The organism is Marinobacter daepoensis DSM 16072 (genome assembly GCF_000421165.1).
Lineage (GTDB): Bacteria > Pseudomonadota > Gammaproteobacteria > Pseudomonadales > Oleiphilaceae > Marinobacter > Marinobacter daepoensis.
Window position 1 is genome coordinate 152,331 of the sequence record NZ_ATWI01000012.1, and the last position, 14,858, is coordinate 167,188.

The 14,858-nt window shown below is 45.0% G+C and carries 19 protein-coding genes; 17 read left to right on the forward strand and 2 right to left on the reverse strand.

Features of this window, described 5'->3' with window-relative positions; translation table 11 throughout:
• The first annotated feature begins 290 nt into the window (after positions 1-290).
• The 12 genes from K325_RS0114550 to K325_RS18445 all read left to right on the forward strand — a co-directional run bounded on the left by K325_RS0114550 (position 291) and on the right by K325_RS18445 (position 9,312).
• Positions 291-599 (forward strand): hypothetical protein, encoded by a 309-nt coding sequence (locus K325_RS0114550; RefSeq protein WP_029654999.1) that lies wholly within the window; start codon positions 291-293, stop codon positions 597-599.
• 102 nt (positions 600-701) lie between these two features.
• On the forward strand, positions 702-1,073 hold the full coding sequence (locus tag K325_RS0114555; protein ID WP_029655000.1) for a hypothetical protein: 372 nt from the start codon (positions 702-704) through the stop codon (positions 1,071-1,073).
• A gap of 852 nt (positions 1,074-1,925) precedes the next feature.
• Positions 1,926-2,756: a hypothetical protein gene (locus tag K325_RS0114565; RefSeq protein ID WP_029655001.1), complete on the forward strand. Its 831-nt coding sequence runs from the start codon at positions 1,926-1,928 to the stop codon at positions 2,754-2,756.
• Positions 2,757-2,811: 55 nt separating this feature from the next.
• On the forward strand, positions 2,812-4,431 hold the full coding sequence (locus K325_RS0114570) for an AAA family ATPase (protein WP_051146667.1): 1,620 nt from the start codon (positions 2,812-2,814) through the stop codon (positions 4,429-4,431).
• Entirely contained in the window at positions 4,424-5,101 is a 678-nt protein-coding gene (locus tag K325_RS18610; RefSeq protein ID WP_156836607.1) for an HNH endonuclease, read from the forward strand. The genes K325_RS0114570 and K325_RS18610 overlap by 8 nt, the downstream gene beginning before the upstream one ends.
• Before the next feature lie 136 nt (positions 5,102-5,237).
• Positions 5,238-5,657, forward strand: a complete 420-nt coding sequence (locus K325_RS18930) for a GFA family protein (RefSeq protein ID WP_084694251.1) — start codon at positions 5,238-5,240, stop codon at positions 5,655-5,657.
• An 80-nt stretch (positions 5,658-5,737) separates the two neighbouring features.
• On the forward strand, positions 5,738-6,130 hold the full coding sequence (locus K325_RS0114580) for a hypothetical protein (RefSeq protein WP_029655004.1): 393 nt from the start codon (positions 5,738-5,740) through the stop codon (positions 6,128-6,130).
• 117 nt (positions 6,131-6,247) lie between these two features.
• Complete coding sequence (locus K325_RS0114585) at positions 6,248-6,772, forward strand: hypothetical protein (protein WP_029655005.1); 525 nt, start codon at positions 6,248-6,250, stop codon at positions 6,770-6,772.
• A 124-nt stretch (positions 6,773-6,896) separates the two neighbouring features.
• Positions 6,897-7,553: a YkgJ family cysteine cluster protein gene (locus K325_RS18295; protein ID WP_029655006.1), complete on the forward strand. Its 657-nt coding sequence runs from the start codon at positions 6,897-6,899 to the stop codon at positions 7,551-7,553.
• Positions 7,554-7,824: 271 nt separating this feature from the next.
• Positions 7,825-8,139, forward strand: a complete 315-nt coding sequence (locus K325_RS0114595; RefSeq protein WP_228128460.1) for a hypothetical protein — start codon at positions 7,825-7,827, stop codon at positions 8,137-8,139.
• 152 nt (positions 8,140-8,291) lie between these two features.
• Positions 8,292-8,516, forward strand: coding sequence for an addiction module protein (locus K325_RS0114600; RefSeq protein ID WP_029655008.1), 225 nt, complete (start codon positions 8,292-8,294; stop codon positions 8,514-8,516).
• Between the two features lie 394 nt (positions 8,517-8,910).
• The gene (locus K325_RS18445) at positions 8,911-9,312 is read left to right on the forward strand and encodes a GFA family protein (protein ID WP_084694252.1); all 402 of its coding nucleotides are present in this window, start codon (positions 8,911-8,913) and stop codon (positions 9,310-9,312) included.
• A 75-nt stretch (positions 9,313-9,387) separates the two neighbouring features.
• On the opposite strand, the gene K325_RS0114615 is transcribed toward K325_RS18445, so the two are convergent.
• Both K325_RS0114615 and K325_RS0114620 read right to left on the reverse strand, forming a co-directional pair.
• Complete coding sequence (locus K325_RS0114615; protein ID WP_029655009.1) at positions 9,388-9,705, reverse strand: CcdB family protein; 318 nt, start codon at positions 9,703-9,705, stop codon at positions 9,388-9,390.
• Positions 9,705-9,950, reverse strand: a complete 246-nt coding sequence (locus tag K325_RS0114620; protein WP_029655010.1) for a type II toxin-antitoxin system CcdA family antitoxin — start codon at positions 9,948-9,950, stop codon at positions 9,705-9,707. The genes K325_RS0114615 and K325_RS0114620 overlap by 1 nt, the downstream gene beginning before the upstream one ends.
• 303 nt (positions 9,951-10,253) lie before the next feature.
• On the opposite strand from K325_RS0114620, the gene K325_RS0114625 reads away from it, so the two are divergent.
• From K325_RS0114625 to K325_RS0114640, 5 genes are all read left to right on the forward strand, one after another.
• A complete protein-coding gene (locus tag K325_RS0114625; RefSeq protein ID WP_029655011.1) occupies positions 10,254-11,351 on the forward strand; it encodes a DUF4241 domain-containing protein in 1,098 nt (365 codons plus the stop codon).
• 147 nt (positions 11,352-11,498) lie between these two features.
• Positions 11,499-12,389: a hypothetical protein gene (locus K325_RS18450; protein ID WP_084694253.1), complete on the forward strand. Its 891-nt coding sequence runs from the start codon at positions 11,499-11,501 to the stop codon at positions 12,387-12,389.
• A 235-nt stretch (positions 12,390-12,624) separates the two neighbouring features.
• Complete coding sequence (locus K325_RS0114630) at positions 12,625-13,434, forward strand: helix-turn-helix transcriptional regulator (protein WP_228128461.1); 810 nt, start codon at positions 12,625-12,627, stop codon at positions 13,432-13,434.
• Positions 13,435-13,548: 114 nt separating this feature from the next.
• A complete protein-coding gene (locus tag K325_RS0114635; protein WP_420835452.1) occupies positions 13,549-14,064 on the forward strand; it encodes a YbhB/YbcL family Raf kinase inhibitor-like protein in 516 nt (171 codons plus the stop codon).
• Between the two features lie 185 nt (positions 14,065-14,249).
• Positions 14,250-14,792, forward strand: coding sequence for a DinB family protein (locus K325_RS0114640; protein ID WP_029655014.1), 543 nt, complete (start codon positions 14,250-14,252; stop codon positions 14,790-14,792).
• The last annotated feature ends 66 nt before the right edge of the window (positions 14,793-14,858 follow it).

The window sequence follows — 14,858 nt, forward strand, 5'->3', positions numbered from 1 at the left end:
GAGTTATACGAACGCGTTCGCAAAACTCCGGAAAACCGGCAGGAAATGTTGCTAACCTTCTGATAGGTTTGAAAAGGGATAAAGAGCCGGGCGGAGTTATACGCCCGGGTTTTCGGGCAGGAGTAGCTCAAACAAGGGCGTATAACTCCGGCGGTAGCCGTGGTGGTTTTGTTAACTTATTGATTTCAGGTTTAAATTAATGAGTTTTTGAACCGGATTTTTTGGAATTATACGAATGGGTGTTATACGAACGCGTTCGTATAATTAGCTGTTAAGTATAGGGAGAAGCCGTGAACAGCATTATTGGATTCATGCTTGAAAGCGCTGCCGTAAACTCGATCCCGATATTTTTTGCCGCCGGAATTATCGCGCTCATTGGAGGGCCGTTACTCAAGAAGGCTGGTATTGGAACGTACGTCCGTGGCTTGATCTATTCTGTCATTGGTGTGAGTGCCGGAGTATGGAGTTATACCGTATTCGACATACCGGGCCGCGGTATTGAATTGCTTGAGTTTGCTGCTCTTACTGTTGGCATGCTTCTCTATAGCTTGGTAATCATTATGCCCATTGTTGCGATTAAGAACCGCGCAAAAACTTAACAAATCGCAGCAGTACGCGGCCGATGGCCGCCGGACGCCCCTGTCGGGTCGCCGCTGTGCTCCGCGTTATATGCTTTTCGAATCATGGAGTTTTAAAATAGTATGGAAGCAAACCTAAAGATCATTGAAGCTTTAGCTAACGGTATAAATCCACAAACAGGTGAAGTTTTACCTGATGAATCCCCATACAATTGCCCTGATACTATCAGAGCTTTATTTGCTACATTGGACTTTATAAAAAATCCACCTAAAAAGCAGCCCAAAGTTAAAAAGACTCTTGAGCAAAAACAGGCTGAAAACCTAGAAAATGGTTTGCCGAAAAATGCTGGTTTACCTTGGGCCGAAGAGCAAAAAAATTATGTGGCAGAGCAATTTAAAAGTGGTAAATCAGTCTCTGTTCTTGCTAATGAGTTTGGACGTACAAATGGTGCAATTACCTCTGAACTCAAAAAACAAGGCCTAATAGAAGAGTAAGCAGCATATAACCAGTGGCTGTTGTCGGACGCACCTACGCTTGCGCTTCGGTGCGCCGCAAAGCCAAGGCGTTATGGTGATTTACGTACATTTCGTCTACATTTTCTGGGTTGTGCCAAGATAGTTGGAGGGCAATGAACATGGAGGTTGTACAGTGCGCTAGCACCTCAATCCTGGAGAATGACCATGAAAAAAATAATGCTAAGTTTGGTTCTTGTTGTGTTCGCGTCGACGGCGTTCGCTCATGGTGGCGGTTGCCGGAAAGACAGCCCACCTGGGCAATGCTGTCACGCAGGTTCACAGCCTTATCATTGCCACTAAGGCTTTGTTTTCCAACGGAGTTTGGCTGGTTGAGTCATAACCAGACGGTCAACCGGACGCCAAAAGCGTACCGCTTTTGGTTCCCTCCGCTGGCGCTCCGGCGCCGGTTACCTCAGCGTTAATGGCCCAAGCCGTTTTAATTTTTGGCGGGCTTAGTGCAAAGGCCTTGGCACCGGCTTTGGTTGTAAAGCCGCTTGTGTTGGCGATGGCCAAGGCCGGAAAGGTTGCTGTCGAAGTTAGTTGCCAACATCATCGGCAGCATGGTTATTCACGGCCTGCCCCCAGTCGCGGGGCGGTCCAGTTCAAATGGTAATTGGGTTAGTGCAGTTTGCGCTCTGGTTCCTGTCACCATCCGTTAGGTTGGTGCAAGCTGTTCGGGAGAGGGCATACAGCGTGGGGTGCCGGGGGAGACCTTGGTGGTGACCGGCCACTAACCAGGCGGTCAACCGGACGCCAAAAGCGTACCGCTTTTGGTTCCCTCCGCTGCGCTCCGGCGCCGGTTACCTTCGCGTTAGCCATTAGGAAGCAAGTATGACTTGGGCAAACACCTTTCAAGTAGTGGCGGCAGCCTTAGGAGCGGTCGGTGGCGCGGCCGTAATTATCTTAGGTTTAAGCTCATGGCTTGGAAAAGTATGGGCGAATAGAATATTAGAACAAGACAGGTTTAAGTATTCACAAGAATTAGAGTTGCTAAAATCTGCTAACCAAGACCTACATAGTTCCCTGTTGTTAACTAATGCAACATATTTCGAAAGTAAGAAAGCGTTTGCTGAGAGGCGGGTTCAGGCAATTGCTGAGGTCTGGAAGAGCTTTATTGAGTTTCGAGAGAAGACCCCGTCTGAAATAATATGGTTAGATATTCTTGTTCACCAGGAGTATGGAAAATTCTCTAGTGACCCCAAATTCTCAGGCTTTGCGAAAAGCACTGATATAGGCGCTATTAGTGACATTTTGCCAAAGGGCCCGGATATTTTAAGGCCTTTTATGGACGATGCAATATATCAATTGTTTGGCACATACACCGCAACCGTAGCTCGACTTTGCTTTTACTTGAATAAGTGCAGTTCTGGGGAAACTCCTGATTATGACTGGAGGGATGATGACGGTGTTGTAAGAATATTGAGCGCGGGTATGCTAGAAGAGGAGTATCGACAATTTCGAGAAGAAAAATGGTCTGTGCAAACTCTTCTTAATTTTCTACAGTTCCGGGTGTCTAATCATTTGAAGAGTATTGCAACGGGCGCTGATCTGGCGAAAGAAGCCATGGGTCATGCTGTGGAATTTAGTAAAGCAATGACGTCAATTCGTGATGACGAGACATTGAGAAAGGCTAACAAAGCATTGCAGCGGACAAGCCGCTGAATGCGGCGTTACACGTCTAGATACAGTAGTCTTCATCAATAAATGAGTAATTTGAATGATTGTCAGTGAAGTGAAGTTTGAAAACAGAGAAATTAAGCTTTGCTCTAAAGATTATGACAAAGATAAAAATGTATTTACGATCATTGTCGGTCGCAACGGATCAGGAAAAAGTAGGCTTTTTCAGAAAATAATCCATTTGGCAATATCTTCACTTTTAAGTCAAAGTAAGCATCATTTTCGTATTCAAGATCTATTTGATTACTATGAACAGCGAGAACTCACCGGATTAGATGAAACGGGATGCTTAACTCTTTCTGACGGTAATACATGTCAGAAGATACATATCACAAAACCTATATTTATTCCGCCAAATATTGATCTTAGTGAGATACCGGAGCATTTACATGAGAAAATAATTGAAAGTCTACGCAGTCAATATATTGGAAGTAGAGAACTTGTAATAGAACATATACTTGACGACTCTCCACAAGAAAAGATCGAGAATTTCCCCAAAATTATTGCTGTTTCATCGAGTCCATTTGATAAATTTCCTATGCTAGACGAAAGGAGAATTCGTTCTGATCTTAGTGTATTAGGTAACCACTACCTTTACCGTGGAGCAAGAACTAAAGATAGATCTAGCAAAAGTTATATGCGCTCAAAGTTTGACCAGCTTGGGGCATCTTTTGTTAACTTTTTCCTGAAACCCAAAAAAAGAACGAATGAATTACAGCCTTTATTCTCATACCTGGGACTTAAAACAAAATTCACGGTTTTCCTGAAATTTCCCGACCATTTTTCATTCGAAGATATTCTAAACGAAAATCGTAGAGGGCCTATAGAAGCTGTTCGGAGCGTCAGATTCTTTAAAGGTAAAGAGACTGATGAGAACTTAACTGATGAAGATAAGGAAATAATTCTAGCTAACGCGCAAAAACTTTACGATGGCCTTTATTCTAATTCGAAGACCGATGTGTTCCACCGCCGTGAAGAGGCTTTTTCTATCGAACTTGATATTGATAGCTCCACAAGTATTGAGCCAAAATTTCTAGAAGAATTCTCTGTGCTTGCTAGTTATGATCTAGTAGATCTGGCCAATATTGAATTTACTAAAGACTTAGAAGATAAGAAATTTTTCCTTACTGAAGCTAGCTCTGGCGAGTTATGCATACTTTTTAATATATTGGCAATAGCAGGCTCAATATCAGATAACTCAATTGTATTATTAGATGAACCTGAATTAAGCTTACACCCTGAATGGCAGAGGGACTTTTTGCCATTAATACAAACTATGTTCTCTAACTATAATAGTTGTCATTTTATTCTCGCTACTCACTCTCCGAGCATGGTTTCCTCGATTCCATCTTCTAACTCATTTGTGGTTAATTTAGAGAATAATCCTGCAGATGCGATTGGTGGTGAGGAGTATGCGTTTAAGTCATCAGACTATCAGCTTGCTGAAACCTTTAATTCTCCGGGTTATAAAAATGAGTATCTAATCCGAAAGTTAATAGGAGTTCTATCTAAGTTAAGCGAAGGGAAAAAGCTGGATAGTGATTTTTCTCTCGAAATTAATAACTTAATTGAGTTTGACTCGTTTATTGGTGAAGGGGATCCAGTTAAAAAATTACTCTCCACGCTAAAGAAGGCTTTGGAGGTTCTTGAGCGTGAATGAAGTAATATTTTTAGGGGAAGACCTAGATCTAATTAATGAGTTTAATTCCCTAAAAGATAAAGAATCTGTTTCTTGGTCCGACGAAAAATATTCGCATGTCCGGCAGATAATTAAGAATCACTATTTAAAGGAACAAGACTACACATGCTTTTTTTGCAGGCAAAGAATGGTAGTGAATAGCAATAGAGCTTGGGACGCTGAACATATTATTTCAAAATCTACGCACCCAGGTTTTATGTTTGAGCCAAAGAATTTGTGCATTACGTGCCCTGATTGTAATAATGAAAAGCGAGATGGTCGAGTATTGGATAGAGAAAGTAGAGTTAGATTTCCAAAGAATTCTACTGCCTATAAAATAGTGCATCCGCATTTCGATAGTTATGATGATCACTTAGAAGTTATTGTCGTGGGAAAACTGTATAGAATTAAAACCCCCAAAGGAAGATATACATATCGAATCTATGGTTTAGACCGCTTTATGATGGATGCGGGGCTTTGTAGAGAAGAAAAGGGGAGCGATAAAGTGCAAAAACTGATGCAGTCTGCACTTATGGATTCAAAAAATTATGAAGTTTATGAGGAGAAAGTTTTGGAAGAGTTATTGCTAAAGCACTCAAAGAAAATTGGAAGTGACACGACATTGGATGCAATTAGAAATCTGCGTCAATAAAACGTATAACAAACGCTTGCAGTCTGACGCCAAAACCTCCCTGTTTTTGTGTTACTCGCTGCGCTCAAACATTAACACAAAAACACTCCAGTTTCGTCGCAGCTGAAGCAGGCGTTAAGTGTCAAAGGATTGATCGATGAAAGGTGAATGTCTCTGCGGAAACGTGAAGTTCGAAATTGAGGGGGAGATTAGAAACCTCTATCAATGTCACTGTTCGTTGTGCCGCAAAGCCACTGGAGCGGCAGCTAATGCTGCTACCTTTGTGCAGGCCGCCGCTTTTCGCTGGGTGTCAGGTGAAAGTGATATTAGGTCCTACAAAAAGCCCAGTGGTTTCCGAAGCGATTTTTGTTCAGTGTGTGGGAGTCCGGTTCCCAATAGCCTGAGAGACAGTGGAATGGTTTGGATTCCTGCCGGCTTGCTTGATGAACCAGTCGCGTCGAGGATATCTGTTCATCTTCATACAAAGTCCGCTGCACCTTGGGAGCAAGAGTCTGCCGAGTGTGTTCGACTGGACGGTGGGCCTGAGAGCCTGGAATCACTTAACAAGTTGTTGTAGTTCGTTCCGGCCTGCGGCCTCCACCGGACGCCCCTGTCAGGGCGCCGCTAAACAATGGCGTTACACAGAGGGAAACTGAGATGAAATGTGGCGTTCTGATCCTTTTTTTGCTTGGGGTAGGCTCTGCGCAAGCTGCGGGGGATTACCGATGCCTTGTTTCTGCTGCATTCCAAGTCAATACACAGGGCGAGCGAAATGAAGAAATTCTCGCCCCAATGATTGGTGCTGAATTTACAGTGGATCGTTCTTCAGGGCTTATGGTGGGCGACCTTAAGAACAGCTATGTCACCTCTCCAAAAGTAATTGATAGCGGATCTGAAGAAAATTCTTTCAAGGTCCTCACATTAATGAAAAATGACATCACCTCTAATGTGTACGTACTAACGATTGAGGAGTTCCAGGACGGGCCCATAAAGCCCTTTGTGTTCCTGAACAATAGTTATGTTTATCACGGTACTTGTGAGCACTTCTAAATTTGTGTAACAAGTCGCTGTAGTACGCGGCCGATGGCCGCCGGACGCCCTTTTCATTGCGGCTTCGCCTCCATTACAAGGGCGCCGCTAAGCTCAGCGTTAGAAATGGAGGGGTAGATGAAGGTGATCCTGAGAATAACATTACTCCTGTTCATACTACCGAGTTTTGTTTGGGCAAAGTCTTCTTTTGAGGTGCTGGACGCCCAGGGTGTGAGCCGCCTTGATCTAGCGATGATTCGCTTAAAACAAGAGGCTTTCGAGTTCGAGATGCAGGAAAAAATGAAGGAATTTAGAGCCTTCGATGTTAGGTATGCCGGAGTTAGGTACGACCATGAGGCTCAAAAACTCGAGTTTTACTCTAGCGTGGAGGCCGAGCCGACGGAGTTCTATTGTCAGTTGGCTCTCAAGAATTTCATGAACCATTTTAAGTTTGCAGGAGATGCCGCTGGAGCGGCAAAAACGTTTTATTCCTTCTATTTTATGCCTGCTTCGTCTCCTCCGCTTTCATATGAAATCCAGCTTTATGAATCAGTTTATCGAAATACAGAATTCGAGATGACGGTTGTAGATGAGGAATCCAAACCGCGAATTCAGTGTAGATATAGCGGCTTATCGCAGGAAATCAGCCATACAAAGATCTAAGAATGACAGTTTCTAACAAGTCGCTTAAGTTTGTTCCGGCCTTCGGCCGTCACCGGACGCCACTGTCGTGGCGCCGCTTAGCTCTGCGTTAGAGCACATTTTTCCAAGGAGTTGAAGTCGGCAGATGGACTCGCGAAAAATTATTGAGAAGCATAAAAAGATCATCGGTGGCAGCTTGCGGCGATCACCGGCCCCACAAGCTCTGGCGCACAACATAGCGAAGTTCCATAAGGCTACCGATGAGCTCGCTACTGCTAGGCTGAGCGATCCAAATCCCCCAATGTTTGAGTGTAAAAAGGGCTGTAGCCATTGCTGTTCATTGCGGGTCGAGGCACTTCCCCCGGAGGTATTTCGCATTGCTAAACATCTGCAAGGTCTGGAGTCAGAGACACGAAGTAAATTCGTCCAAAGTTTGAAAGAAGCTGCGAGCTACGCCGCTGGCAGAGAATTTAAAAATTACGAGAATCCTTGCCCCTTTTTATCTGATGCTGGGGGATGTGAAATCTATTCGGTCCGACCTCATAAATGCAGAGCGTACTTTTCTGGCAGCGTGTCTGCTTGCGTAAAGAATAAAGCAGCGATTCAGGATGCAGAGCTTCGCAACGCGGAAAACGTTTTGGCAAATGAAGTCATCCAGACTTACAAGAAAAAAGGTGTCGTCATGCATCCCGTTGAGCTCTCGCAAGGGGTACTTAAGGCTCTGGAAGATCCTAGTATTGAGGCTCGATGGGCGGCTGGTGATCAGGTTTTTGACTTGCTGCCCGAGCGCATCATGCTCTAACAATGTGGTCAACGGGACGCCAACTACGCTGCGCTCCGTTGCCGCCCATTACCACTGGCGTTATGAAGAATTCCGCGAACTGATCCCACAAGGGGCACTTCGCTAATCAAGGGGCATATTCCACAAGGAAATGTCTTCTGTACCTGGCATAAGCCGCAGTGCAGGCAACGTATAGGGAAGTAATGTGCCTAGACGATTAACTCAAACTAAGCCGAATACCCATCAAGCCCTAAAAAACTCTTCGTACGAGAGCATGGTCGTAAGTTGGTTGATGCAAGATGGCTGGCAGGTGTTTTTACCGGTGCTCGACCATGGCCATCAGACGGATATCCTAATCTCAGACGGACCCAACTATTTCAGGGTCCAGGTCAAAACAGTTGGTGCCACCGGCAATGACCATGTGGTTCACAATCAGTGGAAAGACAGCAATATCGATTGCGTCGTCTATTTTGCTAGAAATTCTAACTGGGGAGTAATTGCGCCAGCATTTGAAGAGGACAGTCGTCCGATTACCCATGACTCGCACGTGAGGTTCAATCAGGGCAAAAAGGAGTTCCTCACGGCGTTTCATAAATTGGAGGTCTAGGCCTTCATAACAAGGTGGTCAACGGGACGCCAACTACGCTGCGCTCCGTTGCCGCCCATTACCACTGGCGTTAAAGCGGAAAAAGCCGAGTCGTGGCACCTGACACCTATCCGTGTCAAAATTGGGTGATACGTGAACGAGAGGTTTTGTCCATGAATCTCCAGAAAATTGAAGACGAGGCGCTGCACCTTCCCAAAGAGGAGCGAGCGCAGTTGATCCAGCGACTGGTATTGAGTCTGGAGTCCCCACCAGAAGAAGAGCTCAGGTCCGATTGGTTGCTTGAGGCGAGGCGCAGGGGCGAAGAGCTCGATAATGGCACAGTTCAGGCAGTGTCTGGTGAGGATGTCATGAGGAAGGCTAGAGCACTGATCAAATGAACTATTCTTTTCACCCGGCAGCGGAAGCCGAGTTCCTGGAATCAGTTGGTTATTATGAATCAAAAGTTCCGGGATTGGGTGGTGCCTTGATAGAGGAATTTGAGGCCCTAGCCAATTTGGTTGGCGAGTCACCACAAGCCTGGCAAGTTGAGCTGCAGCCAGATATTCGTAGAGCGCCCCTCCACCGATTTCCCCTGTCTATCGTTTACCGGAAAGGCCTGACGGCTTTCAGGTTCTAGCTGTTGCCCATGACCGTCAGCGCCCGCAGTACTGGCTGGGCAGGCTTTAACAATTGGCTGCACAGCGACCGATTTTCCGCCGCTTGGCTGCTCCAAACCGGCGCGTGAGCCGGGCGTTATGTGTATTTTATCCACAGGCCATGGAAGGAATTCTGATGACTGATCATTTCGGTTCTTGTCTGTGTGGCACCGTGAGCTTTGAGGTAAAAGGTGAGTTCGATAGCTTTTACCTGTGTCATTGCCAGCATTGCCAAAAAGATACGGGTTCGGCTCATGCGGCAAATCTATTCTCAAAGTCAGCTAAATTGGTCTGGCGGTCGGGTGCAGATGCTGTGACTTCCTTTACGCTTCCAGGCACTCGTCATAACAAAAGTTTTTGTAAGCTGTGTGGCTCAGCGTTGCCGGACACTCAGACCGCAGGTTTCCTCGTCGTTCCGGCAGGGTGTTTGGACACTGAAATCTCTATGTCGCCAACAGCGCACATCTTTTCATCCAGCAAAGCTGCTTGGGATGGGGGGGTAGGGGAGGTGCCAAAGTTCGAGGGGCTGCCAGATTGAGCTGCCATCACATAACCAGTGGCTGTTGGCGGACGCACCTACGCTGCGCTCCGTTGTCGCCCATTAACACTGGCGTTAAATGCCGGTGATAGCCATGTCCAAGGCCCCGACAATTTGGTTTCTGAAGTGCGATAGCGAGCCAACCGGGTTTTTGAGGTGCTTTTCCGAAACCGAGGAAATTTGCGGTGTTAACAGTAGAAGTTCCTCGTCTGCAAAGCTGATTTCCTGTGTGACTCCTTGCATGGCTTCACCACCAAATGCGGAGCGTTTCCCCAAGGGGATGACGATGCGAGTTGCCAGTTCGCTCAGCAGGCTGCTCTGAATATCGACCAGGTAAGGATAGTGCGCTTTGCTGGTCTTGCTTGGGTTGGGGTATACATCGAACTGTGCCATCAAAATTCCCTGAATTCGTCGCCGAAGCATCCATGTTGCTCGACGAAGTCGTTGTAGCTTCTTATCGCAGCGCGATTTTCTTCAACCCACTGGGCGGCTTCGCGTTTTGAGAGCTCTTCTTTCAAAGCTCGTTCCAGGGTGGCAGACAAGTTAATGTTCAGTTCCCGGGTTTTACGCAGAAGATCGCTATTGATGGAGAGATTTGCTGCTTTTTTGGGGGCGGCTGAGTCATACAGTTGGGCCATGAGGGCCTCCCAGAAGATATAGAATACAAAGTCTGATGTTATGCGCATAACTATGCGCATTCAAGCATTTAACCAATGGCCGTTGTCGGACGTGCCTCCGCTGGCGCTCCGTCACGCCGCTAAACCAAAGCTACATGGACTCCCTTTTCGCCAGATCGATGCCAATGGTTGTAACATTCATGATGACTCCTCCTGCTTCGGATTAAAGGTGTCAGACACCTTCAATGTGGCACACGATTGAGGCCGTGGGAGCAGGGGGAGTCCATATCATTCGTTAGGTGAAGTCGGAATTTGAAATCGAGTATGAAAAATACATTTAATTTATTTAAGAAAAAGAATAGTTACGGCGACTCAGTTAATTCTCCTGAAGATAGGGTTAAAGCGTTTATTTCTCACTGGTATGAGCAGTGGTCAAAAGCCCAAAAAAAAATGGGCGAAGATGTTGATTTCGATTACTGGGGCAATCAAATATCAGAAGTTGATGAGACTCACTTCGCTGCTGGCCGAAATTCAGGATCTAAAAATTCTTTTGGCTCACCAGCTGATTATGATCCTAAAACAGAAAAAATCACAGAATGCGAAATTGATGGTGAGAACGCTCAAGTATTTACAGAGCTGTACCGGGAGGCACTTAAGTCCTCAAACTATCATGTCTATGAACTTGTGCGTGACGCAGAGAGTGGCTGGAAAATAACTGAGATATTTACACTATTTCACCCTCCTAAGAGCCCTGTTATCGATCTTGATAAGCATACAGAAATACTAGCTATGAGTGTCGAAGATGCTCCTTTCATGGATAGAGAGGAACATATTGATCTCAATGAAAATACGCTTTTTCAAAAAGATCGCAATGTTAAAGTTCCACATTTAGATGAAGGTGTAGCGAGACTAGAACAGATAGGAAGTCTAAGAATCAGTTCTGGGGTTGTTGGTATTTTAGATTTTGGTTACGACATATACGACTTTGAACCTCTACAAAGAAAGGTAAAGCCAGGGGAATACCCAGTAGAAACAGTCACGATACATGATCGGGTTGCTGGAATTCGCGTCAAATTTACCGATAGTGAAAAGCCTATGAAATGGCATGCTGCCAATACTCCTAGCGGTAATGGAGTTTATGGCGTAGATGCTGGGAATTTAGCCATATTTGATGTGAATAATCTTATGGAGCTAAACAGAATAGGAAAAGAAAAAATCTTTAACGAATGGTGCATGTCAGGTAAGCCAGAGTTAGTTTCAATGACAGGAAAAAATGATTGCGTTATTTCCACGAGTGGCTTTGGTGACGGTGCTTATCCTGCATACTGGGGCGTCAATGAAAAAGACGAAATAATCTCTCTTTATATCGATTTCATGATACTCGTTAAAGAGAATGAAAATGGCTTGTATGAATCAATCTAAATCACCTAACAAGCGCATGTTGTCGGACTTTGAGTTCCCCCGGCCTGGCGGCCGTCCACCGGATGTCCCTGACGGGCCGACGCTTATTTCAGCGTTATGTGTCCAAGTTAGTCAGCAAGACTAAAAATTTGTAGATATGGGGTGAAAATGATTGCTTACAATATAGAAATTTTGAAAAAACCTGCTACTGAGTCAGAGCGTTTTGATGGGTGGATATTTGGTTTGCCACCAGGTATTAAATCAGAGCAATGGCCAATTGATCCCAATACTGGTTACCCTTTGATGCATGGTTTCACATTAAAATTACCTAAGGGCTATAGAGTTTATGATGGTATTGTTGGGATTAGTTTTTTTGCAATCGCTATAGAGCATAATGATGGCGGACCAAAATATGTAAAAGGTCTTGAAGAAGCTGTTCTATCCGACCAGTTGCCAGAAAACCCTTCATTTAAAGAATTTTGGGACTCGGTCAAAAATGGACATCCAAGATGTAAATACGTTACCGATATTCTAGGTTGTTACTACGCTACATTGTTACTAACCGAAGAAGAGTTTAATGGAGATTTTTGTGAGCCCCCCAAATTATTAACTCGTTATTTTGAGAATGATATTCCTTCTCCAGACTGGCTAAAAAAAGGTGGTGCAAGCTGCTTTTGGAAACAAACTTATTCCCCAGGTCTCAGTTTACCTCCTGAGGAATATGGTTTATATCGTGATCTTGGTGGTATACCCACAGAAGAATTAAGTTATAGTCGCGCAATTTTACTAAAGCCGAACTTTAAAGACCCTAACGCTGGAACGCAACCAACTGACGATGCGGGCACGGGTTATATTGATCCCTATGAAGATGAGCCAAGCTGGGTAAATGAAATATCACCTAATCATTTAGGTGGAACCACTTTTCCTACTCAAGGAATTCCAGATTTTCTAACACCCTATTACATAGAGTTTGAAGAAGTTTTTGGTGGATATAACTTTGGTTCTGGAAATGCCCAATTAGATATAAAAAATCGAGATTTTGACTGGAGGTGTGGGTAAGATAAATTGCTATTAACACCCGACCTAATAGCTAATCATGATAATGAAGGCATATAAAAAATATGGGCAATCGAAGCACTAGCGTGCGCGCTAACGCGCGCCAGTGAGTCTGGCCATACAAGTAGTTCAAGTCCGTTCTGGGCCTACGGCCCTCTACCGGACCGCCTTGCCTACGCGGTGCTCCGGTAAGTCGGCCGCTTAACATCGGCTTAACCTTCTTTTTGAACCTATGCAAATGTTGATTGATCTGGCAAAAAAAGCTTTATCTGAGAACAGGAATTTACCGTTTTCTGTTTATCGCTCTATTAAAGAGCAACATATGTTGAATGTTCCGGTGATTAAGCCATTGTTAATAGTGGTTTTGTCTGGAAGTAAAGAATTGGGCTTCGAAGGCGAATTAGTATGCCCGCCGGGTAGCTTTGTTTTTTTATCAAACAAACCAACTATTGCGATGAGAAATATTCCAAGCAATTCAGAATATTTTGCCTTGCTCATCGAATTTGAATATTCTGATTTTGAGTGCATTGAACACAGAAGCTCTGAGACGAATACGTATTTTCAAGGAGTATTAGAGCCAACACTGGAATATACTTTGAAGCAGTTTATAGAGTGGTCGGAACTTGCGCCTCCTCAACTGTGGCATATTCGTCGTAAGGAAATTCTTCAGGTTATGAGATCATTGGGCTTTGAACAGGTAAGGTCCATTATGAAACCGCCTACTCTAAGTCATAAAATCTACACAATTATCGCCTCAGACTTAACGAACGATTTAGATGCAGGAGTCATATCGTCAATGCTCGCAATGAGCGAATCGACATTGCGTCGAAAGTTAAGTGCTGAGGGAGATAGGTTTCAGGATATTAAAGATAGAGCAAAGCTTGGCTATGGTTTGCACCTGGTACAAACAAGTACTAACTCAATTGGTCGTATCGCAGCTCTCTGCGGCTACTCATCTCAGTCACGTTTTACAGATAAATTTAAGCGGCTTTTTAATGTTACGCCTACCGAATTAAGAAAGACGAGGATGAACGGATCGGGCGAATGAATGATTGTTTTGGAGCTAATTCCCGTTTCTGATGAAACGTATGATAAGCGCTCTGATCAATTGGAGGTTCAAATGAAAAAGTCGATTAATAAATTTACGGTTTTGTTTTCCTCAATGCTTCTATCTACGGCTTCGATGGCAGATAATTTCTCGCTGAACAGTACGCAAATAGCTCTTGGCGAGTTTATGGATAAAGCACAGGAGTTCGAGGGATTCGGATGTAGTGGGGGTAATAAATCCCCGCAGCTTTCATGGAGTAACGCGCCAAAAGGTACAGTAGCATTTGCGGTTACTGCTTATGACCCTGACGCTCCGACGGGGAGTGGCTGGTGGCATTGGCAAATTGTCAATATTCCATCAAGTGTGACAAGTCTGCCTGCGGGCTCTGGTGATCAGAGCAATAAACTCGCCCCCGAAGGAAGTCTTCAAATTAACAACGACTATGGTTTTGAAGGTTTTGGCGGCGCTTGTCCTCCTGAAGGTCATGGTGTACACAGGTATCAATTTACTGTGCATGCTTTATCCAAGAAATTAGAATTACCTGAAAACGCTTCGGGTGCCTTAACTGGGTATATGATTAATGCGCACTCTTTGGGCTCAGCTTCCATTGAGGCGTTATATAAGCGTTAAAGAGAAAAACCGATCCGTGAACGGGTTTTTTTCATGGATCTCCAGAAAATTGACGACGAGGCGCTCCACCTCCCTAAGGAGGAGCGCGCATGGTGATTCCTAGCCAGATGGTCAACGGAACGCCAACTGCGCTGCGCTCCGTTGGCGCCCATTACCACTGGCGTTATCCGTGAGATGGAACTCCGATGAGCCTGAAATGTCACTTTGAATTGCTAGCCAGTTACAACCAGTGGATGAACTCGAAGGTGTATGAAACTGCGGGACAGCTTTCTGCGACAGATCTGGCGAAGGACCGCGGGGCCTTTTTTGGCTCTATCCTGGGAACTCTGAACCACATCCTCGTTGGGGATACCATCTGGCTCAAACGTTTTGCTACCCACCCGTCCTGTTTGAACTCGTTGCGTGAGGTCGCTGAACTTCAAAATCCGACAAGCCTAGGTCAGATACTCTTTGACGATCTTGGGAGCTTATTTAAGCAGCGAATCTGGCTAGACCGGCAGGTTGTTAGCTGGATAGCCCAGCTATCCGAAGGCGATCTGGATTTCATCCTCAGCTACTACAACACCAAAGGGATTCCTGCCAATAAGCGATATTCGAACCTGATGCTTCATTTCTTTAATCATCAGACTCATCACCGAGGGCAAGTTTCTACTTTGCTATCGCAGGCGGGCGTGGATATCGGGGTTACTGACCTATTGGCTCAGATCCCGGAGGAGCCCCATCTATAACCAGCCACTGTTGCCGGACAATTTTTCCACCGCTTCACCGGGGGAAAATAAATCTGTCCCGGTTTT